Source organism: Picosynechococcus sp. NKBG15041c, from assembly GCF_055380235.1.
Genome location: NZ_AP040363.1, coordinates 1,961,637 through 1,987,528, shown reverse-complemented (window position 1 = coordinate 1,987,528; position 25,892 = coordinate 1,961,637). Strand labels below are relative to the sequence as shown.

The window sequence follows — 25,892 nt, the reverse complement described above, 5'->3', positions numbered from 1 at the left end:
TAGTTCATTACTTAATTTTCATCCCTTTCAGCCGAGTTGACCTATGAAAACTGCCAAGCATTCTGCCGATCCTGTCCGCACTTATCTCAAAGAAATTGGGCGAGTTCCCCTGCTGACCCATGAGGAAGAGGTGCTCTACGCTCGCCGCGTCCAAAAAATGGTTAGCCTAGAAAATCTCAAAGCTGAGTTGGTCCAGCAACGGGAACAGGAACTCAGCTTGAAGGAATGGGCGGCGGCCGCGAATTTATCTCCAGGTGAGCTCAAAAAACAGCTCCTTCTGGGGAAACGGGCCAAACAGAAGATGGTCGAGGCAAATCTCCGATTGGTGGTTTCCGTCGCTAAAAAATACATCAAGCGCAATATGGATCTCTTGGATTTGATCCAAGAGGGCACGATTGGGATGCAACGGGGGGTAGAGAAGTTTGATCCGACCAAGGGTTATCGTTTTTCGACCTATGCTTACTGGTGGATTCGACAGGCGATTACCCGGGCGATCGCCGAAAAAAGCCGGACAATCCGGTTACCAATCCACATCACCGAAAAGCTCAATAAAATTAAAAAGGCCCAGCGTCAACTTGCCCAGGCCAATGGTCGCTCTGCATCTGTCCCCGAACTAGCCGAAGAATTGGGACTCACCGCTAAGCAGGTTAGAGATTACCTCGAAAAATCACGTCAACCCCTTTCCCTAGATTTGCGGGTAGGAGACAACAATGACACCGAACTCATCGAACTGCTAGAAGATGACGGTCTCACTCCCGATGATTATGCCACCCATGCAGCCCTAAAAAGAGACCTAGAACGGATGTTGAATGAGCTCACGTCCCAACAACAGGAGGTTTTGACCTTGCGTTTCGGCCTTCGGGATGGTCAACCCTATACCCTGGCAAAAATTGGCGAACATCTGAGCATCAGTCGTGAGCGTGTCCGTCAGATTGAACGGGAAGCCTTAGCGAAACTCCGTAAGCGCAAAGCAGAGATGGGCGAGTATCTTGCCAGCTAGTTTCAGGAAGCGACAGTCCTACAGGCGATCGCCTAAGGTCTTTTATATTACCTATCCCCCTGCTCTAGCCCATAAAGCAGGGGGATTTTTTCTGTTGGGAAAGCCAACCGCATCTGCTACTGCCTTGACAACTACATAAAAGCAACGCAGTTAGAGCAGGAAAGTACCATGAACAGCACAATTTTCTTCCGTCAACACTCCCTAAAACTAGCCATTGGGTTTGCTGTATTTGGTTTTTTATGCTGGCTCTATTGTCTCTCTCCCCTAACAGTAGACTTTAACTCTCTACAAAAAATCATGATCTATCTGGGTCTAGAAATTCTCTATGATCTATTGCGTCACTGGTGTCTCAAGCTAGTAAGAAGTGCTGGCGATCGCCTCCGTCGTACTTCTCCATTCGTCAACGACTGTTTTACCCTGGTATCTACATTTCAAGCCCACTGTCAACAGATTGATTTCCGCCTTATCCCTCTATCTTTAGTCGTAAAAAATATCCACGCAAGCCGTGTATTTTCCTGAGATTCACGGTAATCTTTTAGCAAATCATCCCGTTTATATACATATTAGAAATAATATTTTCTCAGGCAAAACAAGTACTAGACTTAAAGTCAAATCATAAAGTTCCCTGCTTCTAAAATAAATTGAATTTCCCAAAAAATACCTGTCAAAATACAAAATCCTTGCTACAGTGAATACGGTTGTAAATTTCGCTTTACAAAACAGAGCGAAATTTAACCATTCTATTGTTCGCTTACTTTCAGGAAACACTTATGCGTTTTACAAAAACTCTTGCCCTAACCCTCGCTTTGGGTAGTGCTATCGGCTTCGGCACTGTTGCCCAAGCCGGAGGACATGGAGAACAAACTAAGCCCTATGGCGACCAAAAAAAGCCTGCTGCTGAAATGCCCGCTACTGAAATGCCTGCTGCCGAAACAGAGGTAGAAACAGAAGCTGAAGCAGCCATGACTGCCCCCACCATTGTTGACATTGCCGCCAGTAATGAAGCTTTTTCGACCCTCGTTGCAGCTGTTTCCGCCGCAGACCTCGCTGAGGTTTTAGCCGGAGAAGGCCCTTTCACCGTTTTTGCCCCCACCAATGACGCTTTCGCTGCTCTGCCTGATGGTGTGCTAGAGAGCCTCTTACTTCCTGAAAACAAAGATCTTCTTACCCAGATCCTCACCTACCACGTTGTAAGTGGTAATGTCATGTCCAGTGACCTGACCGAAGGTGCCGTAGAAACCGTTGAAGGGAGTGACATCTTGGTAGGCCTCGAAGATGATGGCGTCCAAATCAACCAAGCTAATGTGCTGATGGCTGACATCGAAGCTAGCAATGGTGTCATTCACGTAATTGACTCTGTCATTCTTCCCCCTGCACTACTGGCTGAAGCTGAAATTGAAGCCGAGACAGAAGTCGGTGTTGAAGCTGAAATGGAAACAGAGGAAGAAACAGCAGTAGGAGCAGATGTCGAAGCTGAAGTAGATATCGAGGCAGCTCTCTAGAACTGATCACCGCGTTGTCGAAACTGCTACTTCAGCAAAATTTCTGATTTAAAATGCCTCAGAATTCAGAATAGTTTGCTTGATGTATCGCTTTTTCTAAATATTTAGGCCATTATGAGGCTACATCCTGGAGATGTGGCCTTTTTATTTTTCAAAGTTTCTGGAACTGTAAATGCCTGGGAGCAGTCGAATGCATCGACGTTAGATGTCGATTTTAAGGGAATAGGGTGAAAGGGATGAGGCCTCTCTTGATAGTCATGTATCGAAAATTACGATTTCATTCTTCTTTAAGCTTTATCGTTTCTTCATAAACTTCGTGTTTTATTAAAGATTCAATGAAGCTATGATTACTTGCATAGGGTAAATTTCTCATAAGTAACCTTGGTATCACCTTCAAGCAAGTTGTTCAAATATCTGGTTCCTTCATCGAGGATTGGGGAATAACCTCACAACTCTAAAATATTTTCTCCATTGATTATGGCGACTCCTGCTTCTCCGAAACGACGTTTTTTGGCTCTGGAATTGTCCCAGGCGATCGCCCGACGACAGCTAACAGTTGCCTATCAGCCCCAGGTCAACCTGGAGCGTGGTACGACGGTGGGCTTTGAGGCTCTTCTGCGCTGGCAACATTTCCAGTTGGGCTACGTGTCACCAGGCTTGTTTATTTCCATCGCTGAGGAGTCGGAGTTAATTCACGAGTTGGGTGATTGGATCCTCAAAGAAGCTATTCGCCAACTAAAACAATGGCAAACCCAATACCAACAGCCCTTTAAAATGGCAGTTAATATCTCCGTACGGCAACTGTTAGATCCTTGTTTTATTTTTCGGTTACAACATCTGTTGGTCGAACATCAGTTGGCAGCACATTTTTTGGAGTTAGAAATTACTGAGTCGATTTTGATTGAAAATTTTCAGACTCTGCATTCTACCCTCGAAGCGCTTCGTAATTTAGGAGTTCAGCTGGCGATCGATGATTTTGGGACTGGCTATTCTTCCTTACGATATCTCAAGCTTTTTCGTTGGGATGTTCTCAAGCTAGACCGCTCTTTTGTGAGTAATCTACACCTCGACCAGGTGAATGCGGTGATTACAAAAAATATGATTAATATGTCCCAGGAGCTTGGATTTAGGGTTGTTGCTGAGGGCATTGAACATCCAGAGGAGTTGGCGCAATTGAGGCAGTATGGCTGCGATGAAGTACAAGGCTATTTTTTATGCCATCCTCTCTCTGCGGGGCTTCTAGAAAGTCAATATTTTTTCGATCAGGGTTTCCGATTGGGGCCATTGACCCATTTTGTTGCTTAGGGTTGTCGATGCCGCGAAAATATGACTACGGTGGCAGGCGATCGCCCGATGATCGGTTCTATTAAAAAATATGTTTCAACAAGAAACATCCGAAAAATAGGTGGTTATGATGACGCTTCTTCAGATAATTGCGTCAAAATCCAAGCTACTCCTGCCAACAAGCTATCTGCCACATAATCAGGTTTCGCATGGTGCTGATGTTTGTTATCAAGCACCTTTTTACCAGAGTTCACCTGAATTAGTACGCCCCGTAAGCCTGCATTGTGCGCTAAATGAATGTCGCTCACCTTATCACTCAAGATAAAGCTATGTCGTAGATCAAGGTCATGGTTCCAGGCGGCGGCGACCAACATCCCTGTATTCGGTTTCCGCCAGGTTCCCCACTGGGTAGAGGCCGGACTCGGATAGGGGCAGTGGTATCGGGCATCAAAGTGAGCATCAGCTTCTTGCTCTAACAGATCACATAGTCTTATGGGCAGTGCTTCCCCATCATCTTGGACGGACTCCGCTTGATGGGAAAGTAAGCAGCAAAAAATTCCTTGTTCGTTGAGCGATCGCACCGCCGCCGCCGTCCCTGGAGACAGATCCAGGTCTTGGGGGGGGTTAATATGGCTCGCTCCAATGTTTAAAACACTGTCACAATCAAGGAAAACTGCTGGTTTAGCCACGCCAAATTTGCGCCAATACGTCTTTAGGTTGGATATCTGTGATTTGTCCGGTGGGAGACTGAATCCCAATCAAGTTGTCTTTGCCGGAGGGGAACAGCTTGTCTGCCTGGACTGGCCCAAGGAGAGCGATTGTGTAAGTGCCCACCGCAGCGGCCAAATGCAAAGGAGCGCTGTCAGTACAAACTAACAGATTTGCCCCGGCAATCATCGCTGCTGCTTTCCCAATATCTTCGGGGCGGGTTACCTTCAGAGTCGGATAAAGGGCAGTTAGTTCTGTCACCCAGGTCAAATCATCGGGGCCTTGGAGTAACACAATTGGCAGATTGGGCTGTTTGTTTTGAATATCGTCGATAATGGCCCGCCATTTTTCTAGGGGATAGACTTTCTTTAACCCTTTAACCTGGGATAGTTGACTCGCACCACCGTGGATGAGGATATAGCCCCCGGTTAAACCAAGGCGCTTTTGTTCTCCTTCCGCCCATTGAATATCAGGCTTAGGTACGGTAATGCTCGGCGGGGTACTCGGGGTTTGGATACCGAGGCCTTGGAGGAGGTCATGGTAGAAAGCGGCGGTGTACTGATTTTCGTTAGGGGGGACAGGGTTAGATATAAACCAAGATGTGGCGGTTTTGTAGCCGACGCGGGTGGGAATGCCATTTAACCAAAGCAGAAGACCCACCACCCAATTTTTATCAAGGGAGAGGGCGATTTCATATTCGCGGTCGCGAATTGTACCGAGAATATTGAGGTAGTCGGCAGGGCCATTGCGGTCTTTAAAGTCGAAGGTCAGCACTTCATGAACCTGGGGACAGACGCGATAGGCTGCCTTGGCACGGGGTTCAACCAGAACGTCAATCATTGCTTCGGGATAACGTTCCTTGAGACCAGCGAGGGTTGGGAAGAAGAGGACTTGATCGCCAATTCCTCCGGGAACGAGGGCTAGTATTCGCATCTTGGGGGTATAAATTACGTATCCAGCATCATTTTAGAAGAGAATAGGCGGAAACGTTTAGCAACTTAGGGAAAATCATGGTCCACTTGTTATTGCCCGCGGCGGGTGTCGGTAAACGAATGGGGGGCGATCGCAACAAACTCCTTTTGACCTTACGGGGGGAAGCGCTCTTGAGCTGGACTCTCCGGGCGGCGGCAGCGGCAACAACGGTGGAATGGATTGGTATTATGGGGCAGCCAGTGGATTTCCCGGAATTTAAGGCGATCTTGGCGCGTTTAAACTTAACCAAGCCGGTGCAATTGATTCAGGGGGGCGATACCCGTCAAGAATCGGTTTATAACGGCTTGCAAGCCCTCCCCCCGGAGGCGACTCGGGTGCTGATTCACGATGGTGCGAGATGTCTGGCGACTCCAGAATTGTTTGATCGCTGCGCCGTTAATTTGGCAACCTGCGATGGCTTAATTGCGGCAATACCGGTCAAAGACACCATTAAAGTGGTAAACCAAGAAGGCTTTGTGGCGGATACCCCAGAGCGCGATCGCCTCTGGGCCGCCCAAACCCCCCAGGGCTTTCAGGTTAATCGGCTCAAGGATTGTCACGAAAAAGGCAAGTCTCTCGGTTGGGCTGTAACGGATGATGCGGCTTTATTTGAGCGCTGTGGTCTCCCGGTGAAGATTGTCGAGGGGGAGGAAACGAATTTAAAAATTACAACCCCAGTCGATCTGGCGATCGCCGAATTTATTTTGCAACGGCGTACGGGGGCAAATCCCTAGAGGGAATAGGTTTCTGTACTTTTAAGACAAGGGGATTGGGTGTGGCGATGCCGCTGGGTACGATAGACCTGAATTAGGCGATCGATACCTTTAAAGCGCCCTTCCCCCATGGGGGTAAAAAGATCTTGATGGTGGCGAATAGCCTGGTAAGTGGCATCGGTGATCACACATTCCCCCGGTGGGCAAATGGTTTCGATCCGCGCGGCGAGGTTCACCGTCGCCCCTAGCACTGTGTAGTCTACCCGCTGGGTACTGCCCACATCCCCCACAAACGCTTTCCCACTGTTTACGGCGATCCGCAGTTGGATCGGTTGGGGCCAAATTTTCTGTAAATTGAGCTGCTCAAGGCGATTTAACATTCCCATGGCGGCGGCGATCGCCCGTTCTGCATGATCTACCTGAGGTTCCGGTGCCCCAAAAAAAGCCATGATGCAGTCGCCAATAAACTTATCGAGGGTTCCCCCTTGCCCGAAAACAGAATGGAGCATCTCCTCAAAAAAGACATTCAACAGATCGGCAATTTCACTGGGAGTTGATTGTTCGGCGATCGCCGTAAAACCCACAATATCTGCAAAAAGAATACTAATATCTGCTTCCTTTGGGGGGAGACGACCATTTTTTAAGGCGCCCACCGAGATTAACTGGTGTACCACCGCTGGGGAATGGTAACGCTCTAACTTTTGGCGGATTTGCGCTTGTTCTTGGAGCCGTCGCCCCAAAAGCCAGCGCTGCACACTGGCAGCCAAGAGATGGCCAATGGTAGAAAAAAAACTCAAATCATCCTCGGCCAGTGGCTCCGAGTCATCCAGTTTGAGATGGGCATCCCCATACAACACGCCGACCACCTTGGCTTGGTCCCACAAGGGCACAGCCAAAACCCCCCGGATTCCCTTCGCCAGAATACTATCTTCCCCGGCAAAACGCTGATCACTCTGGGCATCGACAGACTTAATGGCTAGCTTCTCTCGAAAGACTTTTTGGCATACCGATTGACTAATCCAAGCACTGGTACGAATCGCCGGATGGTTATCTGGGAGGTTTTGGGCAGCAGCACTGAGGAGTTCTAATTTGCCATTGCCCCGGACATCAATTAACAGGGCCAGCCGCTCTAAGCCTGGCAATTCTTGAAAGACAACCCCCCGGGTAAGACGAAAAATCGCTTCGATTGATTCAGCAGAACTGAGTTGTTTCGCAATATCTACCAATTCTTTGAGGCGGGCGATCGCCGTCTCGGTATGGGGCTGGTGACTAAGGCCCTCTTCCCCTTGTAACCACTGTTCCTTAAGCGCCTCTGCGCTCCGCAAAATCGTCCGCCCGTCCCCAGACTGCCCAAAATTAAGCTCCGTGGCATCCCCATTACCGAGGGTCACATCTTGAAAGGTAACGAGAATCGAAGTGACACCAAGGCGAATCAAATCTCCCTGGCGGATAGGCTGGGGGTCGCTGATGCGAACATGGTTGAGATAAGTGCCGTTGGTGCTCCCTAAATCTTCTAGGATCCAGGTTGTGCCGACCTGCTTGATGCGGGCGTGGTAGCGGGAAATTTGCGTCATTTGTAGCGTGAGACTACATTCTGGTAAGCGACCAATGACAAACTCTCCCTGATCGACCACCACGATGCGTTCTGGGTAACCCTCGGCTTGGATACGGAGCTGTAAGTCGGTCATGGCAGTCTCACTGGGGACAATTCACCCTAGAAAAAAAGGTTATGGGATTGTTTGGTGAACGCTGCGGCTTAGGTAAAACAAAGCATTATAGGGATACCAGCATACAATTCATCGGGATAGAATTTCAGCTTACATTCACCCCTGAGTGTAGCCCAAAGGGAGAATTTATCTACCAAAAGGTAGAGGCGATCGCAATAAACCTTCAAGGGCGAGCAGGGGGGGCAGGGACTTGGATCGGCACGGCGATCGCCGGTGGCAACAGAGCAGGGGGGAACGTGACAACAAAAGGCGTATTTTGAGCAGGTGTGCTGGCGATCGTCCCCTGAAATTCAAACGCCCAAATCACGGAACCATCGGCCTGGGGGATGCGCCGAAAGGCAGGTGACCAAGCAGAAGGAAGAGTTTCTGCCCAGGTCAAGACAATCCGGGTGGTACTGTCGGTAAATTGACCAATGCGCAATTGCTGAATCGGGCCAGTGTAGGTTTGGGTCAAGGTGGCAGTGGGCCAAGTGGTGTTGGTCAAATCGATAATGAGGCGGGGCGGGTCACTGAGACGAGAATATTGAGGAACCGCTACGGCGCTTGTCTGGAGACGGAGTTGCTGTTGTTGGGGGTCAAAATCCCAACTCTGGAGGGGAGGCAACTCAGCTGGAACATTGGCGATCGCCCTTGGCCCATGGCCCAGACTCAATCCCATGACTGCCACGAAAAAAACAGCCCCCCATCGCACCGCTAACCTAAAAGCCATTCCGATGCCCGCTCCCCCAGTTCTAGACGAATACTAATAGCCTTGCCGACCCGGGGACGCTCTGAGGTTTCTTCTAGGTAGGTTTGTACCTGTTGGCTAACCCCCCATTCACTGAGGTAAGTGGCGATCGCCTGGAGATGCTCCTCATATTGCGCTTCCGAGAGAGGAAAAGACACCTGTTCTAAATACTTCCACATCACCTGGAGATACCATTCCCCCTTGATTTGTCGGATCTGCACGTCGTAGGAACGTCCCCATTTTCGCCACAAAAGTTCCCGTAGGTCTGCACCACTGGTCATCAATTTATTCTCCTCCCCCTTGATTTCTCCGTGACCAAAAGCGTTGTCTCACTGGATCTGTAATAATTTATTTACAAGACTTTGTTAACCTTTTTAAAGGCTTTCCGGCAACCTACCCCAGGCTCAAGCTCAGGTAATAAGCCAGCTTTGCTCACCATCTAAATGGTATTCTTCGTAAGAAGTATTCTAGAAACGCTTACATAACTATACAAAAAGGCTCTGATTATGACGCAATTATCAGGTTCCTCCGATGTGCCAGATCTAGGTCGTCGCCAATTCCTGAACCTCCTCTGGGTAGGGACGGCGGCGGGAACAGCCCTCGGTGGTTTATATCCGATTATTAAATATTTTATTCCGCCCTCTAGTGGTGGCGCTGGTGGTGGCGTGATTGCCAAGGATGCCCTCGGTAATGACATCATCGTAAGCGACTATCTCCAAACTCATACTGCAGGCGATCGCTCCCTGGCCCAAGGCCTCAAGGGGGATCCCACCTATGTCGTGATTGAAGGGGATAACACCATTTCCAGCTATGGGATCAACGCCATCTGTACCCACCTGGGCTGTGTCGTGCCCTGGAACGCCGCTGAAAACAAATTTATGTGTCCTTGCCATGGTTCCCAGTATGACGACACTGGAAAGGTTGTCCGGGGCCCAGCACCCCTATCGCTCGCCCTCGTTCATGCGGATGTGACTGAGGATGACAAGATCTCCTTCACCGATTGGACAGAAACTGACTTCCGTACCGACGAAGCTCCCTGGTGGGCCTAGAAACTCCCCCTATGGGTTCATCCATTAGAGAAAACGCTTGTAAAAACTTACGATGAAAACTCCTGAACTAATGGCAATTTGGCAACGGCTGAAGACCGCCTGCCTCGTGGCGATCGCCACCTTTGGTTTATTTTTCGCCAGTGACGCCCTCTTTCCCCAGGCTGCTGCTGCCTACCCTTTCTGGGCCCAGCAGACCGCCCCTGAAACGCCCCGTGAGCCCACGGGACGAATTGTCTGCGCTAACTGTCACCTGGCAGCAAAGCCTGCAGAAGTAGAAATTCCCCAGTCTGTCCTTCCCGATCAGGTTTTTGAAGCCGTTGTGAAAATCCCCTATGATCACAGTCAGCAACAGGTGCTGGGCGATGGTTCTAAGGGTGGTCTCAATGTTGGTGCCGTACTGATGCTGCCCGATGGCTTCAAGATTGCTCCTGCAGAACGGCTTTCTGAAGAACTGAAGGAAAAAACCGAAGGTCTGTATTTCCAGCCCTATGCCCCCGATCAAGAAAACGTTGTGATCATCGGCCCCATCTCTGGTGACCAGTACGAAGAGATCGTTTTTCCCGTTCTTTCCCCCGATCCGAAGACTGATAAGAATGTCCACTACGGTAAATATGCGGTTCATTTGGGCGCAAACCGAGGCCGTGGTCAGGTTTATCCCACTGGTGACCTGAGCAACAACAATCAGTTTAAAGCTTCTGCCACTGGGACGATTAGTGCGATCGCCGCCAATGAAGCCGGTGGTTACAACGTGACAATCACCACCGCCGAAGGGGATGTGGTCAATGCGATTCCTGCTGGCCCCGAAGTGATTGTGTCCGAAGGCCAGGCGATCGCCGCCGGTGATGCCCTCACTAACAACCCCAATGTCGGTGGTTTTGGTCAAAAAGATACCGAAGTTGTCCTGCAAAATCCGGCCCGGATCTACGGCTATATGGCCTTCGTTGCCGGCATTATGCTCACCCAAATCTTCCTCGTTCTGAAGAAGAAGCAAGTAGAACGTGTTCAAGCCTCCGGTCAACTCAACTACTAAAAAGCGATTTATGCTTTTTGTGACTTTTTAACTAGCTTTAAATTTTTTGAGAAGGCAGACCCCTGGTCTGTCTTTTTTGGTGAGGACAGAGCCCCGGGACATCAAGAAATCCAGATATAGCTTTAGAAGTCAGGCCTAGGGCAATAACCCCAGTCATTGGCTAAACCTGTCAAACGAGCAGCATTCTCTCAATAAAACTTATCTTCAGAAAAATTTGCCCACAGTGAACATTTTTGGGAAAGATCAGTTAACCTAATAGCATCAAGTTTCTAAATAGCCCTTGACAAAGGTTGCATCTATCTAAGAGTAGACTTTTCTCTTGGTAATCCTGTGGGCGATCGCCACTAAACAACGGATTAGCCTAAGTACTAGTACAAAAATGTACCTAAGCCAATCAATTACTAGTGTGCAAAGTTCACCAGATTTTGCTATAACCATGTGGGCAATAAAAGACAAATTCACTAGAATGTCTAGAAATTTTGTCAAAGCTCTCTTCCCAGAGAAGCTGATCGCAGACTTTGACTAGGTTTAGAAAAGGAATCAAAACGCCTAACACTCACAGGAAAGTTCCCATCTACTAGTACAATCAAAACCCACCATTTTTTCTATCAGGGTTGGCCTTGGTAGGAGAATCGCGACTTCAATAGCATTCCCCTGTTTTTTAGAAGTCCCCCCTTGAATGTCCATTTAGTTGCTTTTTTAAACGAACAAGAGGAAATAGGCATGACCCAAGCGACGAATACCACCGTACTGGATCTCACCGAACTGGCGACCCGGAATGATGACGCTGACATTGATTACAGTGCCCTTGCAGAAGCAGAACTCGGTGAAGTCCAAGAAGGTGCCGACTACGTAGAATTAACCCTACCTACCAAAAAAAGTCGGAAAGCAAAAACCAGTCGTCGTAAGGAAACTGCTGCTAAAAAGAAGCCCTACACCGAAGACTCTATTCGGATTTATCTCCAGGAAATTGGCCGCATTCGTCTCCTCCGGGCTGAGGAAGAAATTGAGCTCGCCCGGAAAATTGCCGATCTGCTTGAACTTGAGCGGATGCGGGAACAGCTCACCGAACATGAATCCCGGGTGCCTACCGACAAAGAATGGGCTGAAGCAGCGGGGATGCCCCTCAAAGATTTCCGACGCCGCCTATTCCATGGCCGCCGTGCTAAGGACAAGATGGTGCAATCGAACCTCCGTCTAGTGGTATCGATCGCCAAAAAATATATGAACCGTGGCCTTTCGTTTCAGGATTTGATCCAAGAGGGTTCCCTTGGTCTGATCCGGGCCGCTGAAAAGTTTGACCACGAAAAAGGTTATAAATTCTCCACCTATGCCACCTGGTGGATTCGCCAGGCGATCACCCGGGCGATCGCCGACCAGTCCCGCACCATCCGCCTACCGGTGCACCTCTACGAAACCATTTCCCGCATCAAGAAAACCACCAAGATCCTCTCCCAAGAATTAGGCCGCAAACCCACCGAGGAAGAAATCGCTGAGCGCATGGAAATGACCATCGAAAAGCTGCGCTTTATCGCTAAATCTGCTCAGTTGCCCATCTCCCTCGAAACCCCCATTGGTAAAGAAGAAGATTCCCGTCTGGGTGACTTCATTGAAGCGGATGGCGAAACCCCCGAAGATCAAGTTTCTAAAAGCCTCCTGCGGGAAGATCTAGAGAACGTTTTAGATACCCTCAGTGCCCGGGAACGGGATGTTTTGCGCCTGCGTTATGGCCTAGACGATGGTCGGATGAAAACCCTCGAAGAAATCGGCCAAATCTTCAATGTGACCAGAGAACGAATCCGGCAAATCGAAGCAAAAGCCCTCCGTAAACTGCGTCACCCCAACCGCAATAGCATTCTCAAAGAATATATTCGTTAAGTTAACGGATAGCCTTTAGAAACAAAAGAAAGATCTGTGAAGTTCATAGGTCTTTCTTTTGTTTGGAAAATGTCCCACTTCGGGGAGACCTAAAGACTATTTAAGCGATTAATATTCACCGACTAGGGTAACAATGCCATAGCGTTCTGGGGATAGATATTGGCGTGCTAAACGCTGTAGGTCTTGGGGCGTAAAAGAGGCAACAATTTGGGGATAAAGATAGGCATATTCCAGATTGCCGAGGGTTTGATAATAGCCGTAAAGTCCGGCCAACTGGCTGGCTGTTTCGGTAGAAAAAATATGGTCATTGCAGAGCACCCTTTGGGCCCGTATGACTTCACTTTCACTAATGTATTGGGTCTGGAGATCGGCGAGGCGATCGCCAATAATCAGTTCTACATCCCCCAAATACTCTGCATCAAGCCAAGCCTGTATCGTAAATAAACTAGAATCGCGCTGCAGTGAAAAGCCACTGCTGATGTCCATCACCCATTGACGTTTTTCCCGTAGCTCTTGCACAAGCCAAGCGGAGGCCGTCCCCGCTAAAATCACCGACAGCAAATCTAAACCCACAGCATCGGTAAATTGCTCTACCCCCGTTGCGAGCCAACCCATCACCAGACGCGCCATCTGCACATCGGGAACCTGCAGTTCACTGCGACGGATATCAATGAGTGGGGGCTCTGCTTCCATGGCGAAAGGAGGACATTCCGAGGGCACTTGGAAGTGACTAAAGGTTTCCTGTACCAGGTTTAAGGCTTGGTCGGCAGGGATATTCCCAACGATACCAACGGTTAAATTTTGGGGTTGGTAATGGGTGCGATGGAAACACCGCATTTGGTTGGGGGTATAGCCGCACAGTTGGTCAGCTTCCCCGAGAATCGATCGCCCATAGGGATGACTTTGGTAAAGGAGGCGGTTTAATTCTTGGAAGGTGAGCCAATCGGGGTCATCGTGGCTGATGCTAATCTCTTCAAGGACGACCTGGCGTTCTCGAATAAATTCTTCGTCGGGAATAGTGGCATTCAGCAAAATATCACTGAGATAAGGCAGGGTTTCGGGGAGGCGATCGCCGGCAGTACTGAGATAAAAATGGGCATAGTCATAACTAGTGGCCGCATTACTCACGCCGCCACAGGTTTCGACAATTTGATCAAATTCCCCAGGGCGTACTTGAGAGGAACCCTTAAAGACCATATGTTCTAAAAAATGCGCCATCCCTTCCCATTCTGTCGGTTCGGCGATCGCCCCGGCTTTCACCCACACATCCGTCACCACCACCGGAGCCCCAGGCAAATATTGGTGAATCACTTGGAGGCCGTTGGGAAACGTAAATGATTTCGCTGGATCAGGCTCGGAGGAGTAGGGCAAGAGAAAGTACCAGGACTGAAACTTGCCTTCATGATAACCTTTCCTTTCCGGCTACTTAAACGAACTTAACCTAAGAAACATGAGGGCGATCGCCCGGGCAAGCTGAATCATTATCCCGAGATCTTGGCGTATCTTCTACCCAAATACTTTTGCTCACAGGCTTAGTTAAGCAGAGATTATAAATGATAAACAATATTTATATTGTTGTAGTATTTTAATTCTTGAAGCTTATCTTTAGACTGTAGAAGAACAAGGTTATTGTTATTCCAAAAAATATTCGCCATGCTTCTTTTCCCACGCCAACAAGCTTCAAAAAGCCCCACAGAAAAACTTGCCTCCCCGGCGGCAATCGCTTTTGACCTACTCCGACCCCTCCGTCAATGGCTCAATCATTTGGAGATTGTCGATGTTGACCAGGCGCGGATGATTTGCCAGCTTGTACCAGCCCAGTGTCCCTTCGCCCAGGAAATTTCTTTAACGGGTCTGATTCACTTTAAAATTCCACCCCTTTGTAAACTCAATCCCCTCTATGAAGAAGTGGTGGCCTTGAGATTTAAAGCCCTTTGTTACCTCGCTGAAAACTCTCCGAGTGAAGTCTGCCGTTATTGTTGATCCTTGTCACATGACCAAGATTTCCTCCGGTGATCAAGCCATATTGTTTCCCCTAGCTGAGTTTTTTCGATGAAAACCCCTCAAACTCTACCTCTGCCTTGGTATCGCTGGCTCAATAGCACCTATGTTGTGCGGTTGTTAGAAACGATTCAAGATCTGATTGTCATTAGTCTGTGTATTGGGCTGTTTAGCTTTATGGTTTTGCAATTGCGGGAGATGGTGCTTTCGTTGTTGCCCCCCTTGCAATTTCAAACGGTGACCTCCGATATTCTTTTTCTCCTGATCCTGGTCGAGCTGTTTCGCTTATTGATTATCTATCTGCAAGAACATCGGGTTTCGATTGGCGTGGCGGTTGAGGTATCAATTGTTTCTGTACTTAGGGAAATTATTGTGCGTGGTGTGTTGGAAACGCCCTGGACACAGGTTTTAGTTGCTTGCATTTTTCTTTTGGTGTTGGGGACGCTACTGGTAATCCGAGTTTGGCTGCCGCCTACTTTTGACGGCATTGATCCAGAGCAGACTGTTTCTCTGCGCCACCGTTCGCGGCGGCATTCCCAAGATCAAGAGGATCACGCCCTAGTCCCCTAGACAATTGCTGATCGATTGGGCTTTCATAATGGCCATGTGAAACGAAGTGGCTCGGTAGTACTGGGTTTAGCTAGCACCAAGGTGCTTTCAGGATAGAGGCGATCGCCTTTTAGTTTTTAATCTTTGGCCTTTAGAGCCCAGTTGCGGGTCAGGATCATCCGAGGGTGAATGATTTTGTGATGTTTGATGAGGTATTTGATCATGTATTCGCAAACCCCGGCCACGGTCTTATGTAAATTTGTTTCGCTGAGTTCCCGCAATTTTCGGAGCTTCTTTTCGTCGCCACGACCCGGTTCTAGGGCATCAGCCACAAAGATAATACAACTTAATAGATCCATGCCCGGCCGCCCCAAAGTATGGTTGGCGATCGCCTGGAGAATCACCTCATCTTTTACCCCAAATTCCTGCCGCGCCACAAACGCACTCACATCAGCATGAAGTAAATGGGGGATTTTTTCGCAAATAGGGTCAATGTCTAAATCATGTTCCTGGGCCATGTGCAGCAATTGTTGGGGCGGGAAAAATTTAGCTAAGTCGTGTAATAAACCGGCTTGGGCCGCCTGACCCGGGTCAACACCATAGCGGAGTGCTAAAGTCTGGGCAAACTGTTCAACCCCAAGGATATGGTGCAAACGATGGGGCGACACATGGTTTTCTAGCCAGGTAATCACTCGAGCGCGATCAAGAGCCATTCCCATAACTATTCCTCACAAAACATCAAGGTTTTTGTACAAAACCCTCTTAATCTCCCCGATGGAAACGAGAACGAAAGGAGTTTCATAGGTGATAATCCTAATGAAGAATACAACTTATGACCGGATATTGGGATTTTGAGCACTGCCACCCCCGTTAATCACCGCACCATTCGCCCCATTTCAACCTATGCCCTCCACGGTGTGGCCTTCTATGACGGCTATATCTGGGCAATCGAAAATATTAATGGCTATCTCCTGCGGATCAATCCCCAGACTGATGCCACCGAAATTATGAATCCCAAAACCTGGTCCGGGTTTATCGGCGCTACAAGTCTCGCAATCCAAAATGACACCCTGTGGTTTACCAGTGGCGATCGCCTCTACAGATGCTCTATCACCGATGGTCAATGGCAGCCCGAACTGATCATCCGCTTTGCCGATACCGTCAACGGGGTGGCAATTTCCGGCAACAGCCTCTACATTTCTTGTCAGAAACAAGGCGAAATTTTTATCTACGACGCCGTTAGTCGCCAATCTATCACCAGTCTCTATGCGCCCGGCATCGGCATCGAAAACTTAGTGATTCGCGGCGAAGAACTCTGGGTTTCCGACAGCCTCGAACAAACTGTCTATTGCCTTGAGCGGGCCACTGGCGAAGTAAAATTCACCCTCCTCACTCCCTTTGAATCTCCCACTGGTCTTGCTTTTTGCCCCAATTCCCAGGGTAGCCCAGATATTCTCTATGTGGCCTATGCCTCCCAGGAACCCTACATCCGCGATAACCCCAACGCCGACCCCAACTACGAACTCCAGTATCGGGATGTGACGTTTCTGCATCCCCTCTACTATCGCTATGACCCCGAGAAAAAATATGCCCTCTCCAATGGTTTTCTCCTGGAGATGAGCTATGTGGAAGAACTCTCCCCCCTCGATCCGGTCGAGTTGCAAAACCTCGAATGGAAAATCGCCCTCCCCGCTGAAACCGATCGCCAACAGGTGGTCAGCATCGAGCCAGTGGGCCTGCCCTTTACCATCGAAGAAAAAGACGGCCAAAAAATAGCGGTCTTTAAATTCGACCAACTCAATGAACAACAACGCTATATTTTCGGCTGGCGAGCAATCCTCAAGGTGTGGAGCATCAAATATCAATTCACCCCCAGGGACTGTGAAAATCTGCCCCCCCTCTCCGAGGTGATGCAGGGGCAATATTTGGTAGACAACGAAAACCTCGCCATGGAAACGGAGATTATCCAGCGGGCAGCGGAAGAAGCTGTGGGTACTGAGACTAATCTGCTCCGGCAAATGTACAACATCCGCAACTATGTTTATGACCACCTCTCCTATGGCATCAAACCCCACATTGATACCCCAGATATTGCCCTCCGGCGGGGTGTTGGTTCCTGTGGAGAATATCTAGGCGTCTTACTCGCACTCTCTCGCCTCAATCAGATTGCCAGCCGCACCGTTGGCCGCTATAAATGTCCGGCCCATGCCCACCTGAGAAATATGCCTCTCCAGCCGGATTATAACCATGTGTGGATGGAATTTTATGTACCCGGTTATGGCTGGTTACCAATGGAGTCTAACCCGGATGATCTCTGCGAAGGGGGGCCCTATCCAGCCCGCTTTTTCATGGGATTGGCTTGGTATCATGCGGAGATGGCGAAAGGAGTTCCCTTTGAAAAACTGTATCACCATGGTGAAGTTGTCCCCAAAGAACAGGTTTCCCTTGGGGATTTAGCCTTAAACCATGTGCGTTTTATGATTCTTGAGGAATTGCAGCCGTAAATTTCACCGGGGTTGCCACAAGCCTTACAAGTTAATGCGAGGCAGCCGGTGCTTGAAACCACAGAGAATTTCCCAGGAAATAGTCCCCAGCTGGTTGGCCCATTGGTCTACGGTTAATTGTTCTTTAGTTTCATGGCCAATCAAGGTCACCACATCCCCTACCTGCACCGCTGGTAAGTGGGTGACATCGAGCATGATTTGATCCATGGTAATCGCGCCGACCTGGGGCGCAAAGATGCCATTGACCAAAACTTTGAGCTGATTAGACAGACGGCGGGGAACTCCATCGGCATAGCCAATACCCACCACAGCAATTTTTGTTGGGGCACTTGTTTTAAAGCGATGGCCATAGCTCACGCCTGTGTTAGGGGGGAGGGTCTTGATTTGAGTGATCCGAGCTTTGACTTGGAGGACTGGTCTGAGGGAAACTTGCGCGGCGAGATGGGGGGCTGGATAAACGCCATAAATTGAAAGGCCGATGCGCACTAGGTCATAGTGGAGAGCCGTGCTATGAAGAGTAGCGGCAGAGTTGCTGATATGTAATTTCGGGATGGGAATACCATGCTGCTGAAAATTGGCGATCGCCTCCTGGAAGCGTTGGTGTTGTTGATTGAGGGTGCTGGGATCTGGTTCGTCGGCGGTGGCGAAATGGGAATAGATGCTGGCGATGTTCAAATTAGAGGCTGCGTGGGCGGCGCTGACAAAGGGTAATGCTTCTTCCCAGCGGGTTCCCAGGCGGGACATCCCGGTGTCGATTTTGAGGTGAACCGGTAAGATTTTGCCCAACTTCGCGGCGGTTTGGTCAAATAATTTCACTTGAGCTAGGGTGCAGAGGGTGGGTTGCAAATCCCAGTGGGCGATCGCCTCAATTTCTTCGGTGGTATTAGTCGCCCCTAAAACTAAAATTGGCGCGGTGATCCCTGCTTCGCGCAGTTCGACCCCTTCGCCGAGGGTGGCGATCGCCAGCCAAGTTGCCCCGGCCCGGAGGACTGTTTCGGCTACTTTGATAGCGCCATGGCCATAGGCGTCGGCTTTTACCACCGCCATCAAGGCCGTTTGGGGGGCTAGAATTCCTTTAAGCGCGCGAATATTATCCGCTAGGGCTTGATGGTCGATTTCTACCCAGGCCCGTTGCCGAATTGCTTTAGAAAACTGATAATGGCGGCAAGCTTGGGACACAATGTAGGATAGTTGTTCTCCATCTAACACAGGCGATCGCTCCAAAGATAATCTAAAAAAGTTTATTTATGCTTATTGTATCGGCTCTGCATCGTGATCAGATTTTTAAAAAACATCCTAAAATTTAATGGTTTTCATTGAAAATGTATGGAAAAAGTAATTTGTAAATTCAGGCAAACTGAACAACCCAAAGACTGTCTTTACTGGCAGAATCAATCTCCAGAAGTACGCATAGCAGCTCTCGAACAGATCCGCCGAGAATACCACCAACACAAATACAATAGTGCTCACCCCAGACTTCAGAGAATTTATCGAATTATTAAATAAGCATAGGGTTGAATATTTGCTTATTGGGGATTACACGCAATCCCTGATCATCTCCGTTACATAAAAGATATTGATATCTGGATTAAGACGAGTGCAGAAAATGCACAGCTTTTAATTACAGTCTTAGAAGAATTTGGTTTTGGTAGCTTGGGGATTATGCCAGAAGATTTTCAAGCTCCTGGTCAAATCATTCAGTTGGGTTATCTCCCTAGTCGGATTGATTTGTTGACAACACCTAATGGCGTTGATTTCAAAAGCTGTTATCAAAAAAAACAACTATAACAATTGAAGATTTGCCAATTAATGTCATTAGCTTTGAAAATCTGTAGATCAATAAACATACTTCGGGGAGATTGCAAGATTTAGCTGATCTAGAAAATTTGAATCCCGGCTAATTTCATGATGATTTAAAATCTCAAACAATGTGTTTTTCGACAAAATCAATCACACCATCTAAACCTTCCTGAGTTTTGAGATTGGTAAAAATAAAGGGCTTGTCGCCGCGCATTTTTTTTGCGTCTCGGTCCATCACGTCTAAATCTGCGCCCACTGCTGGGGCAAGGTCGATTTTGTTAATTACCAACAGATCAGATTTAGTAATGCCGGGGCCACCTTTACGGGGAATTTTATCGCCGGCAGCCACATCAATGACATAGATTGTTAAATCGACTAGTTCCGGGCTAAAGGTGGCGGCCAAATTATCACCGCCACTCTCAACAAACATCAGGGTTAAAGGTTGAAATTTTTCTTCGAGTTCAGCGATCGCCGCCAAATTTAAGGAAGCATCTTCGCGGATCGCCGTGTGGGGACAGCCCCCCGTTTCCACCCCCATGATGCGTTCGGCGGGGAGTGCCCCGGAGCGGGTGAGAAATTGGGCGTCTTCTTTGGTGTAGATGTCATTGGTGACCACGGCGATCGCATAGTGCTCCCGTAGAGACTTACAAAGGGCATCAAGGAGGGCTGTTTTCCCTGATCCCACCGGCCCTGCAATGCCAACCCGTAATGCGCTCATTTTCTGATTCACTCCAAAATTCACCACAAAATGATCATAATCAGGCGATCGCCTTTTGGGTTAAATCTTGCAGAATTTCCCAAAACCCAAGGGGATTTGAGACAGAGACAGTAGAATGGGGGACGGATTTTCGCGAAGGGGAATATTGCGGTGGCAAGTGCGGCAATGAATAACGTGGTTTTACGGCAGGTGCGGGTATTAGATCCCGTGGCCAATCTGGATCATCGTCAGGATGTTTGGCTTAGGGAAGGTCAAGTCCAGGCGATCGCCCCCCAACTGACCGACCTACCCGCCGAGGTAGAAAGTATCGAGGCAGAAGATCTAATTCTTGCGCCTGGTTTGGTAGATCTCTACAGTCACAGCAGCGAACCCGGTCATGAGCCTCGCGAAACCCTAGAACAGTTGGCCCAAGGTGCGTTAGCCGGGGGCTTTACCCAGGTGGGCATTCTCCCGGATACCCAACCCGCCCTTGATAATTTTGGGCAACTGCAAAGCTTTCAACAACTGATTAACCAACTACCTGCCCCCAAACCAAATTTTTTACCCTGGGCCGCCCTCACAAAAAAATGCCAAGGAGAAACCCTCACAGAATTGGGAGAATTAGCGACGGCAAAGATTGCTGGCTTTAGCGATGGTCGCGCCCTCAATAACTGGCTCTTGTTGCGCCGCACCTTGGAATATCTCCGGCCCTACCAACGGGCGATCGCCCTCTACCCGAAAAATTTAGCGCTCCATAATGGGGGCACTGCCCGCTACGGCAAAGCCAGTTTAGCTTACGGACTCGTTGAAGAATTAGCCTCCGTCGAAACCACGGCGATCGCCGCTATCTGCGAACTGGTGGCCGAACTGAAAACTCCTGTTCATCTGATGCGTATTTCCACCGCCCGGGGCGTAGAACTGATCGCTGCTGCAAAGGAACGCGGTTTACCGATTACGGTTAGCGTGTCATGGATGCATTTGCTCTGGAATACCAAAGCCCTCAGCACCTACGATCCCAATCTGCGGCTCGATCCGCCCCTCGGTAATCCGGAAGATCAACAAGCCTTAATTGAGGGTGTAAAAAATGGTGTGATTGAGGCGATCGCCATTGATCATCAACCCTATCTTTACGAAGAAAAAACCGTCAGCTTTGCCGAAGCACCGACCGGGGTAATTGGTCTAGAAATTGCTCTGCCAATCCTCTGGCAAAATTTTGTCGTTTCCCAAGACTGGCAACCGCTCCAACTCTGGCAAACCCTAAGCAGCAATCCGCAAAAATGTTTAGGCAACAAAGTCCAGGCGATCGCTCCTGAAAATCTCCAGCCCCTAATCCTGTTCGATCCCCACAAAACATGGCAAGTTAACGCTAAGAATCTCCATTGCCCCCAAAGTAATACTCCTTGGTGGGGACAAAATCTGTCTGGCAAAGTAATCAAAACATTTCTTGTCTAAAAAAGTGAGGTGGCAGACATGGGGCGGCGATCGCTTCCCTGTTGAGTAAAACCATAATAATTCTCAGAATGTCTTAGAGCATCAGTAAATTTTGGAAAGGTTGAGTATTTTTCCAACGATAAGCATTAAAGTCACGGTAATCTACAGACAAAATTTCACCATATCCTAACTCTTCTGCCAAAATGACAAGGGAAGCATCCGCCAGATCCATCGGTAAATTCTGATACTGATTCATGAGTTCTTCAATCCGAGGACAATGTTTTGGCTCAAGGTCAAATACCTGAATATTTCCCGTAGAAACCTTGCGAATTAAAGATTGAGGAGCATTTCTAGAAACCCTTGTCTGAAGGAGATAACAAGTTTCTGTAATCACACTCCAAGTTGTTATAAATTGTTGATTTTGAAACTTTTGAAAACAATTAATAGCAATTTGATGAGATTCATCCTTCGCATTAGCAAGAGCAAGCAAAAAGCCGCTATCAATAATGAGGGTATTTGGCATCGAGATCTTCAATTAGATAAGTTTTATAATGACGAGATAAATCTGATTCTGCCTCCCCACAACCAATAAAGTCTGACCATTCTGACATCGTATTTTGAACTGTAACAGAACCCTCTGAAGATGTAGTTTTGTTTTTCAGTAAATGAACAAGATCAAAAATAATTTGTTGGGCATCGGGTGAAAGGGAAGCGATGTCCTGTTGTAATTGGGCAAGAGAGAAGGGGGCGGTCACAGAGGGATGGGTAGACATAATTAAACTCGCTCTTACATCTCATTCATCATATCTCAAGGTTTTGGGTGCAAGTATGAACAGGCGATCGCCATCGGAGATTTACAGATTACAGATCAAGGTCACGGAACTTCAGGGAAGCAGAGATGGGACGGCGATTAGCATACGAAGGCCTAACGTTCCTGGTCAGCGGTTGCCGAGAACTTTGTCACCCTACAAGTAACTTAGGTCAATCCACTGCACCAGGGTTGTTATATGTTTACTATAGCCAGACATTCTAACTTCTCTTTTCCTGAGCATTAATACTATCTTCTAAGGAGACTTGTGCTGCACTAAAGGGCAAAGACGCAATATCCTCTTCCGGCATATATTTAGCCCATGAATATGGAATTATAGAATGCCACTTAAATCCATGCATTTTACTCAAGGTTCCTGGCTTTTCTTCAAAGCTTTTGACTAAAACTTTTGGTCGTGAGGCTCTTTTTAGTTCTTCTTCAAGATTTAGTACGAATGACAAAAGCTTAGTTAAGGTTTTACAATCATCTAAAGCTCTATGAGCATCCACAATGGGAATTCCGTGTGCGATAGCTAAATTATTTAGACTAGTTCCCTGGCAATACTTTGAGTTTGGATAACGTATATCTTGAGTATCAATCCAGTTAGACAGAGGAATATTTAACCCAACAATTTTTTTGCAAAACTCTTTGTCAAAATCAGCATTATGAGCACAAATGTATGTCACGGAATGAGACATCTGATTGATAAGTTCTAAGGCGGGTTGGTATGGAAAGCTTTTTCCTAACAATTCGGATGAAATTTTGTTTATTGGTTCTACAGGATTAGGTACTTCCTGCTTATAACCAATCAAAGTACTCACCTGAATAAGTATACTTTTGTAACTTGTTGACCAAAGAATTGCTGCAATTTCTATTGGCTTATCACTTTCAGGATCAAGTCCTGTCGTTTCCGTATCAACGACTAAGATTTCCATAACACCATCACTTGTATTAAATAAACATGAATCAGTATGCCCATGCGTTTTGCTGAAACAATGCGACTTCTTCTGGGCTGACAACTTCTTCAGCGTCACTCGCTGAACCAATAATAATTTTTGAAATGTCCAATGCTGCTTTTAGATCACTGCTGGCAATCCAAGCATTTTCCCATAAATCTGGAGACTCACCGTTCACGATTTGACAGATTTTTTCCTCGCTAGAAAATCTTATGCCAACTGACTGGGGCTGTGTTACCCGCTGCAACCATATTTCAAGGTAGCCGTTATAAGGCACACGCTTCATTTTCTTCAGCACCTTTTCCCACAAACGGTTTTTTTTCTCACCAGAAGCAAGCGAAATTAGATGACTTAAGATTGCCGCAATGACTGGAAAAGTATTGGGCGAAACAACAGCAATATCAGTAGCAATTGCAACTTGTACTTCTAAATCATCTGGTTTATCTATTTGTTCCGGTAATTTTATGTGGAAATCACTTACCAAACGACGTAATGCGCCACTATTTGGGAAGCGTTGACCGAATGAATGTAGTCTTAGAAGTTGCTTCTGAATTGTTTTTGCGTTTGCGCTTCCAAGATCATTTAATTCAATCCCAGCTAGTTTGTCTGGCTTAATCGATCCCTCAATAACATTCTTGCTCATGAAAGTTTTTGAGACGCCTAACTTCATGCCAACGGATCGCAATTCATCACTTATGAGTTTTAGTATTTCTTCAGCTCGCTCATCACTATTAGCAAACACTCTGTAATCATCACGATATCTCAAGATCCGAAAATCATTGGGATCGCCAAGGCTTCTAGAAATTTGTTGGTCAACAAAACCAAGCACAATCTCTGCTATGAAGTCCATCAAAACTGAGCCTTGGGAAATACCATTGGTCTGTCCATACCGACCTGCTTGTATGTGTGAATCAATCTTGTTCCCAAGTAAACCATTTCTTCTTCTGTTCTGTTTAGCTTCTTCTATACCATGAAGAGCCCAAGAAATGCTGTGCGTGTAGAGAGAGCCATAGCAATCAGTTACATCAGTATGGAGAACATGGCTGAATTCTAGGGAGTAGCAAAGAGATCGCTGTTCAACTCTTTGCCACCAACTCTTAATCTGTGTTCCCACATCTGTTTGATTGTCAACCGACATCACTGGAGCACTACAGCATTTTTGTGATGGTCGAGGTACAATGTCATGTGTGTGAGTAAATCAGATTAAACAAGAACAACCATTGCCTAAAGCCTACTCCATAGACCTCAGACAGAAAATTGTTGATGCCTATGACCGGGGGGATATCTCCCAACGTGGTCTCGCCAAGCAGTTCGGTGTCGCTACTAGTTTTGTCCAAAAACTCCTCAAACAACGACGTGATACTGGGTCTATCCGTCCACAATTTCGTCGGGGGCAGATTCCCCCTAAACTCAATGAAGAACACCGAAAGGTTCTGGCCGCTTTGGTGAAAGCCAACAATGATGCGACTCTGGCCCAACTATGTGCACAACTAGAAGCCGAGATTGGCATCCGGGTAAGCATCACCACCATGCATAAGACATTGAAGCAGATGAATTTTAGCCTTAAAAAAAACCTTTTATCCTGACGTCAAGGCGACAGACAGAGTGCAACAGGCCAGAGTCGAGTTTTGGGAGAAAGTAAGGCAGATTTTGGCCCAAGACCTGATATTCATCGATGAATCAGGCATTAATCTCGCAATGAGAACAACAAGAGCAAGGGCAGAGAAGGGGAAGCGGGCCTACAGTAGTAAGCCAAGCAAAAAAGGAAAAAATGTCTCACTGGTAGGAGCATTGGGCTTGCAGGGGATAATCGCCCACAGCAGCTTAATCGGAGCGACAGATAGGGTAACTTTTGAGGCGTTCATTTACCAGAAATTGGTGCCGCAGTTATGGGCAGGGGCCTGTGTGATGATGGATAACTGTTCGATTCATCTGGGAGAGATGGTGAGAGAGTCCATTGAGGCAGTGGGAGCAAAACTTATCTACTTACCGCCCTACTCACCAGATTTTTCTCCCATTGAGAACTGTTGGTCAAAGGTCAAAAACATCATGAAGCGCAGAACAGTGGGCAGCTATGAGGAGCTATCAGAGGCGATTGATGAAGGATTTGCAAGGGTGACACCTGAAGATATCAGAGGGTGGTTCACCCATTGCTGTTACTGTACCTCAGAAGAATAGAAAACGCTGTACATCAGTCAACTACTCCACCTTCAAATTCAGAAAAACGCTGAGTAATGTGCTCCCAATTGGAAGATTCACAGATCACATTTATTAATGAAACATAGATGGCTGGATGCATCAGTTCTAAAGGTCTCCAGGCAAACCTACCATCCTTATTAGCGATAAAGTTATAGTTTACATCTTGAAAATCGCATGGATTAACATTCTTCTTAAATTCAGGATAGTTACGCCCCTCTAGAACTGTATTAACATCACTCAGAATTGGGTCAAAACTGAGGTAGCTTGGCATATCTCCATTGAAGTAGCTACTCCCCTTTAAGAAGTGTTGTTTCGCCTCTTCATTTGAAAGTTCAACCAGTCGCCTCATGAATCAAG

The 25,892-nt window shown here is 47.6% G+C and carries 27 protein-coding genes; 13 read left to right on the top strand and 14 right to left on the bottom strand.

Annotated elements, in window-relative coordinates:
* Window positions 1-43 precede the first annotated feature (43 nt).
* The 4 genes from ACZ45B_RS09555 (at window position 44) to ACZ45B_RS09540 (ending at window position 3,807) form a co-directional block, all read left to right on the top strand.
* Window positions 44-1,000 carry an RNA polymerase sigma factor, RpoD/SigA family gene (locus ACZ45B_RS09555; RefSeq protein ID WP_024546714.1) on the top strand — a complete coding sequence of 319 codons (957 nt, stop codon included), beginning with the start codon at window positions 44-46 and terminating at the stop codon, window positions 998-1,000.
* Between the two features lie 168 nt (window positions 1,001-1,168).
* Complete coding sequence (locus tag ACZ45B_RS09550; RefSeq protein ID WP_038027973.1) at window positions 1,169-1,519, top strand: hypothetical protein; 351 nt, start codon at window positions 1,169-1,171, stop codon at window positions 1,517-1,519.
* Window positions 1,520-1,770: 251 nt separating this feature from the next.
* Window positions 1,771-2,502: a fasciclin domain-containing protein gene (locus ACZ45B_RS09545; RefSeq protein WP_024546715.1), complete on the top strand. Its 732-nt coding sequence runs from the start codon at window positions 1,771-1,773 to the stop codon at window positions 2,500-2,502.
* A 477-nt stretch (window positions 2,503-2,979) separates the two neighbouring features.
* Window positions 2,980-3,807: a putative bifunctional diguanylate cyclase/phosphodiesterase gene (locus ACZ45B_RS09540; protein WP_024546716.1), complete on the top strand. Its 828-nt coding sequence runs from the start codon at window positions 2,980-2,982 to the stop codon at window positions 3,805-3,807.
* A 104-nt stretch (window positions 3,808-3,911) separates the two neighbouring features.
* Here the strand turns inward: ACZ45B_RS09540 and ACZ45B_RS09535 are convergent, their stop codons facing one another.
* Together ACZ45B_RS09535 and ACZ45B_RS09530 are read right to left on the bottom strand one after the other, a co-directional pair.
* On the bottom strand, window positions 3,912-4,475 hold the full coding sequence (locus ACZ45B_RS09535; protein ID WP_024546717.1) for an HAD-IIIA family hydrolase: 564 nt from the start codon (window positions 4,473-4,475) through the stop codon (window positions 3,912-3,914).
* Window positions 4,468-5,427, bottom strand: coding sequence for a glycosyltransferase family 9 protein (locus ACZ45B_RS09530; protein ID WP_024546718.1), 960 nt, complete (start codon window positions 5,425-5,427; stop codon window positions 4,468-4,470). The genes ACZ45B_RS09535 and ACZ45B_RS09530 overlap by 8 nt, the downstream gene beginning before the upstream one ends.
* 77 nt (window positions 5,428-5,504) lie before the next feature.
* On the opposite strand from ACZ45B_RS09530, the gene ispD reads away from it, so the two are divergent.
* Window positions 5,505-6,200: a 2-C-methyl-D-erythritol 4-phosphate cytidylyltransferase gene (gene ispD, locus ACZ45B_RS09525; protein WP_024546719.1), complete on the top strand. Its 696-nt coding sequence runs from the start codon at window positions 5,505-5,507 to the stop codon at window positions 6,198-6,200.
* On the opposite strand, the gene ACZ45B_RS09520 is transcribed toward ispD, so the two are convergent.
* The 3 genes from ACZ45B_RS09520 to ACZ45B_RS09510 form a co-directional block, all read right to left on the bottom strand.
* Window positions 6,197-7,867: an adenylate/guanylate cyclase domain-containing protein gene (locus ACZ45B_RS09520; protein WP_024546720.1), complete on the bottom strand. Its 1,671-nt coding sequence runs from the start codon at window positions 7,865-7,867 to the stop codon at window positions 6,197-6,199. The genes ispD and ACZ45B_RS09520 overlap by 4 nt on opposite strands.
* 202 nt (window positions 7,868-8,069) lie before the next feature.
* Complete coding sequence (locus ACZ45B_RS09515; protein WP_051352962.1) at window positions 8,070-8,615, bottom strand: AMIN domain-containing protein; 546 nt, start codon at window positions 8,613-8,615, stop codon at window positions 8,070-8,072.
* Entirely contained in the window at window positions 8,600-8,914 is a 315-nt protein-coding gene (locus tag ACZ45B_RS09510) for a DUF3067 family protein (RefSeq protein ID WP_029681961.1), read from the bottom strand. Before ACZ45B_RS09510 ends, ACZ45B_RS09515 begins: the two co-directional genes overlap by 16 nt.
* A 225-nt stretch (window positions 8,915-9,139) precedes the next feature.
* Here ACZ45B_RS09510 and petC point away from each other — a divergent pair, with 225 nt between their 5' ends.
* The 3 genes from petC to rpoD all read left to right on the top strand — a co-directional run bounded on the left by petC (window position 9,140) and on the right by rpoD (window position 12,590).
* Window positions 9,140-9,682 (top strand): cytochrome b6-f complex iron-sulfur subunit, encoded by a 543-nt coding sequence (gene petC / locus ACZ45B_RS09505; RefSeq protein ID WP_024546723.1) that lies wholly within the window; start codon window positions 9,140-9,142, stop codon window positions 9,680-9,682.
* Between the two features lie 52 nt (window positions 9,683-9,734).
* Window positions 9,735-10,712, top strand: a complete 978-nt coding sequence (petA, locus tag ACZ45B_RS09500; protein WP_024546724.1) for a cytochrome f — start codon at window positions 9,735-9,737, stop codon at window positions 10,710-10,712.
* A 723-nt stretch (window positions 10,713-11,435) separates the two neighbouring features.
* Entirely contained in the window at window positions 11,436-12,590 is a 1,155-nt protein-coding gene (rpoD, locus tag ACZ45B_RS09495; RefSeq protein ID WP_024546725.1) for an RNA polymerase sigma factor RpoD, read from the top strand.
* A gap of 108 nt (window positions 12,591-12,698) precedes the next feature.
* Here rpoD and ACZ45B_RS09490 read toward each other — a convergent pair whose 3' ends face one another.
* Window positions 12,699-13,961, bottom strand: a complete 1,263-nt coding sequence (locus ACZ45B_RS09490) for a M16 family metallopeptidase (RefSeq protein ID WP_024546726.1) — start codon at window positions 13,959-13,961, stop codon at window positions 12,699-12,701.
* A gap of 282 nt (window positions 13,962-14,243) precedes the next feature.
* Here ACZ45B_RS09490 and ACZ45B_RS09485 point away from each other — a divergent pair, with 282 nt between their 5' ends.
* Together ACZ45B_RS09485 and ACZ45B_RS09480 are read left to right on the top strand one after the other, a co-directional pair.
* Window positions 14,244-14,573 (top strand): Mo-dependent nitrogenase C-terminal domain-containing protein, encoded by a 330-nt coding sequence (locus ACZ45B_RS09485; RefSeq protein ID WP_024546727.1) that lies wholly within the window; start codon window positions 14,244-14,246, stop codon window positions 14,571-14,573.
* 69 nt (window positions 14,574-14,642) lie between these two features.
* Window positions 14,643-15,161: a phosphate-starvation-inducible PsiE family protein gene (locus ACZ45B_RS09480; protein ID WP_024546728.1), complete on the top strand. Its 519-nt coding sequence runs from the start codon at window positions 14,643-14,645 to the stop codon at window positions 15,159-15,161.
* A 116-nt stretch (window positions 15,162-15,277) separates the two neighbouring features.
* Here ACZ45B_RS09480 and yqeK read toward each other — a convergent pair whose 3' ends face one another.
* A complete protein-coding gene (gene yqeK / locus ACZ45B_RS09475; RefSeq protein WP_315862154.1) occupies window positions 15,278-15,859 on the bottom strand; it encodes a bis(5'-nucleosyl)-tetraphosphatase (symmetrical) YqeK in 582 nt (193 codons plus the stop codon).
* A 132-nt stretch (window positions 15,860-15,991) separates the two neighbouring features.
* Between yqeK and ACZ45B_RS09470 the strand changes: the two genes are divergently transcribed.
* Entirely contained in the window at window positions 15,992-17,644 is a 1,653-nt protein-coding gene (locus ACZ45B_RS09470) for a transglutaminase domain-containing protein (RefSeq protein ID WP_024546730.1), read from the top strand.
* A 24-nt stretch (window positions 17,645-17,668) separates the two neighbouring features.
* On the opposite strand, the gene alr is transcribed toward ACZ45B_RS09470, so the two are convergent.
* Together alr and ureG are read right to left on the bottom strand one after the other, a co-directional pair.
* Complete coding sequence (gene alr / locus ACZ45B_RS09465) at window positions 17,669-18,853, bottom strand: alanine racemase (protein WP_024546731.1); 1,185 nt, start codon at window positions 18,851-18,853, stop codon at window positions 17,669-17,671.
* Window positions 18,854-19,565: 712 nt separating this feature from the next.
* Window positions 19,566-20,162, bottom strand: coding sequence for an urease accessory protein UreG (gene ureG / locus ACZ45B_RS09460; RefSeq protein ID WP_024546732.1), 597 nt, complete (start codon window positions 20,160-20,162; stop codon window positions 19,566-19,568).
* 150 nt (window positions 20,163-20,312) lie between these two features.
* Between ureG and ACZ45B_RS09455 the strand changes: the two genes are divergently transcribed.
* Window positions 20,313-21,593 carry a dihydroorotase gene (locus ACZ45B_RS09455; protein WP_236612504.1) on the top strand — a complete coding sequence of 427 codons (1,281 nt, stop codon included), beginning with the start codon at window positions 20,313-20,315 and terminating at the stop codon, window positions 21,591-21,593.
* Window positions 21,594-21,666: 73 nt separating this feature from the next.
* Here ACZ45B_RS09455 and ACZ45B_RS09450 read toward each other — a convergent pair whose 3' ends face one another.
* From ACZ45B_RS09450 to ACZ45B_RS09435, 4 genes are all read right to left on the bottom strand, one after another.
* The gene (locus ACZ45B_RS09450) at window positions 21,667-22,095 is read right to left on the bottom strand and encodes a type II toxin-antitoxin system VapC family toxin (RefSeq protein WP_024546735.1); all 429 of its coding nucleotides are present in this window, start codon (window positions 22,093-22,095) and stop codon (window positions 21,667-21,669) included.
* Window positions 22,073-22,345: a hypothetical protein gene (locus ACZ45B_RS09445; protein WP_024546736.1), complete on the bottom strand. Its 273-nt coding sequence runs from the start codon at window positions 22,343-22,345 to the stop codon at window positions 22,073-22,075. The genes ACZ45B_RS09450 and ACZ45B_RS09445 overlap by 23 nt, the downstream gene beginning before the upstream one ends.
* 256 nt (window positions 22,346-22,601) lie before the next feature.
* Window positions 22,602-23,315, bottom strand: a complete 714-nt coding sequence (locus ACZ45B_RS09440; RefSeq protein ID WP_024546737.1) for a 3'-5' exonuclease — start codon at window positions 23,313-23,315, stop codon at window positions 22,602-22,604.
* Window positions 23,316-23,346: 31 nt separating this feature from the next.
* On the bottom strand, window positions 23,347-24,474 hold the full coding sequence (locus tag ACZ45B_RS09435; protein ID WP_024546738.1) for an RNA-directed DNA polymerase: 1,128 nt from the start codon (window positions 24,472-24,474) through the stop codon (window positions 23,347-23,349).
* 82 nt (window positions 24,475-24,556) lie between these two features.
* Here ACZ45B_RS09435 and ACZ45B_RS09430 point away from each other — a divergent pair.
* Window positions 24,557-25,514, top strand: a protein-coding gene (locus ACZ45B_RS09430) for an IS630 family transposase (protein WP_236612557.1) whose coding sequence is annotated in 2 segments (ribosomal slippage) — window positions 24,557-24,903 and window positions 24,902-25,514 — 960 coding nt in all. Because the reading frame shifts where the segments join, the coding sequence is not laid out codon by codon here.
* Between the two features lie 13 nt (window positions 25,515-25,527).
* Here ACZ45B_RS09430 and ACZ45B_RS09425 read toward each other — a convergent pair.
* The gene (locus tag ACZ45B_RS09425) at window positions 25,528-25,884 is read right to left on the bottom strand and encodes a hypothetical protein (protein WP_024546576.1); all 357 of its coding nucleotides are present in this window, start codon (window positions 25,882-25,884) and stop codon (window positions 25,528-25,530) included.
* Window positions 25,885-25,892 lie beyond the last annotated feature (8 nt).

Coding starts and splice junctions, on each gene's coding strand:
- ACZ45B_RS09555 (WP_024546714.1), top strand. CDS start 44: ATGAAAACTGCCAAGCATTCTGCCGATCCTGTCCGCACTTATCTCAAA.
- ACZ45B_RS09550 (WP_038027973.1), top strand. CDS start 1,169: ATGAACAGCACAATTTTCTTCCGTCAACACTCCCTAAAACTAGCCATT.
- ACZ45B_RS09545 (WP_024546715.1), top strand. CDS start 1,771: ATGCGTTTTACAAAAACTCTTGCCCTAACCCTCGCTTTGGGTAGTGCT.
- ACZ45B_RS09540 (WP_024546716.1), top strand. CDS start 2,980: ATGGCGACTCCTGCTTCTCCGAAACGACGTTTTTTGGCTCTGGAATTG.
- ACZ45B_RS09530 (WP_024546718.1), bottom strand. CDS start 5,427: ATGCGAATACTAGCCCTCGTTCCCGGAGGAATTGGCGATCAAGTCCTC.
- ispD (WP_024546719.1), top strand. CDS start 5,505: ATGGTCCACTTGTTATTGCCCGCGGCGGGTGTCGGTAAACGAATGGGG.
- ACZ45B_RS09520 (WP_024546720.1), bottom strand. CDS start 7,867: ATGACCGACTTACAGCTCCGTATCCAAGCCGAGGGTTACCCAGAACGC.
- ACZ45B_RS09515 (WP_051352962.1), bottom strand. CDS start 8,615: ATGGCTTTTAGGTTAGCGGTGCGATGGGGGGCTGTTTTTTTCGTGGCA.
- ACZ45B_RS09510 (WP_029681961.1), bottom strand. CDS start 8,914: ATGACCAGTGGTGCAGACCTACGGGAACTTTTGTGGCGAAAATGGGGA.
- petC (WP_024546723.1), top strand. CDS start 9,140: ATGACGCAATTATCAGGTTCCTCCGATGTGCCAGATCTAGGTCGTCGC.
- petA (WP_024546724.1), top strand. CDS start 9,735: ATGAAAACTCCTGAACTAATGGCAATTTGGCAACGGCTGAAGACCGCC.
- rpoD (WP_024546725.1), top strand. CDS start 11,436: ATGACCCAAGCGACGAATACCACCGTACTGGATCTCACCGAACTGGCG.
- ACZ45B_RS09485 (WP_024546727.1), top strand. CDS start 14,244: ATGCTTCTTTTCCCACGCCAACAAGCTTCAAAAAGCCCCACAGAAAAA.
- ACZ45B_RS09480 (WP_024546728.1), top strand. CDS start 14,643: ATGAAAACCCCTCAAACTCTACCTCTGCCTTGGTATCGCTGGCTCAAT.
- yqeK (WP_315862154.1), bottom strand. CDS start 15,859: ATGGGAATGGCTCTTGATCGCGCTCGAGTGATTACCTGGCTAGAAAAC.
- ureG (WP_024546732.1), bottom strand. CDS start 20,162: ATGAGCGCATTACGGGTTGGCATTGCAGGGCCGGTGGGATCAGGGAAA.
- ACZ45B_RS09450 (WP_024546735.1), bottom strand. CDS start 22,095: ATGCCAAATACCCTCATTATTGATAGCGGCTTTTTGCTTGCTCTTGCT.
- ACZ45B_RS09445 (WP_024546736.1), bottom strand. CDS start 22,345: ATGTCTACCCATCCCTCTGTGACCGCCCCCTTCTCTCTTGCCCAATTA.
- ACZ45B_RS09440 (WP_024546737.1), bottom strand. CDS start 23,315: ATGGAAATCTTAGTCGTTGATACGGAAACGACAGGACTTGATCCTGAA.
- ACZ45B_RS09435 (WP_024546738.1), bottom strand. CDS start 24,474: ATGTCGGTTGACAATCAAACAGATGTGGGAACACAGATTAAGAGTTGG.
- ACZ45B_RS09425 (WP_024546576.1), bottom strand. CDS start 25,884: ATGAGGCGACTGGTTGAACTTTCAAATGAAGAGGCGAAACAACACTTC.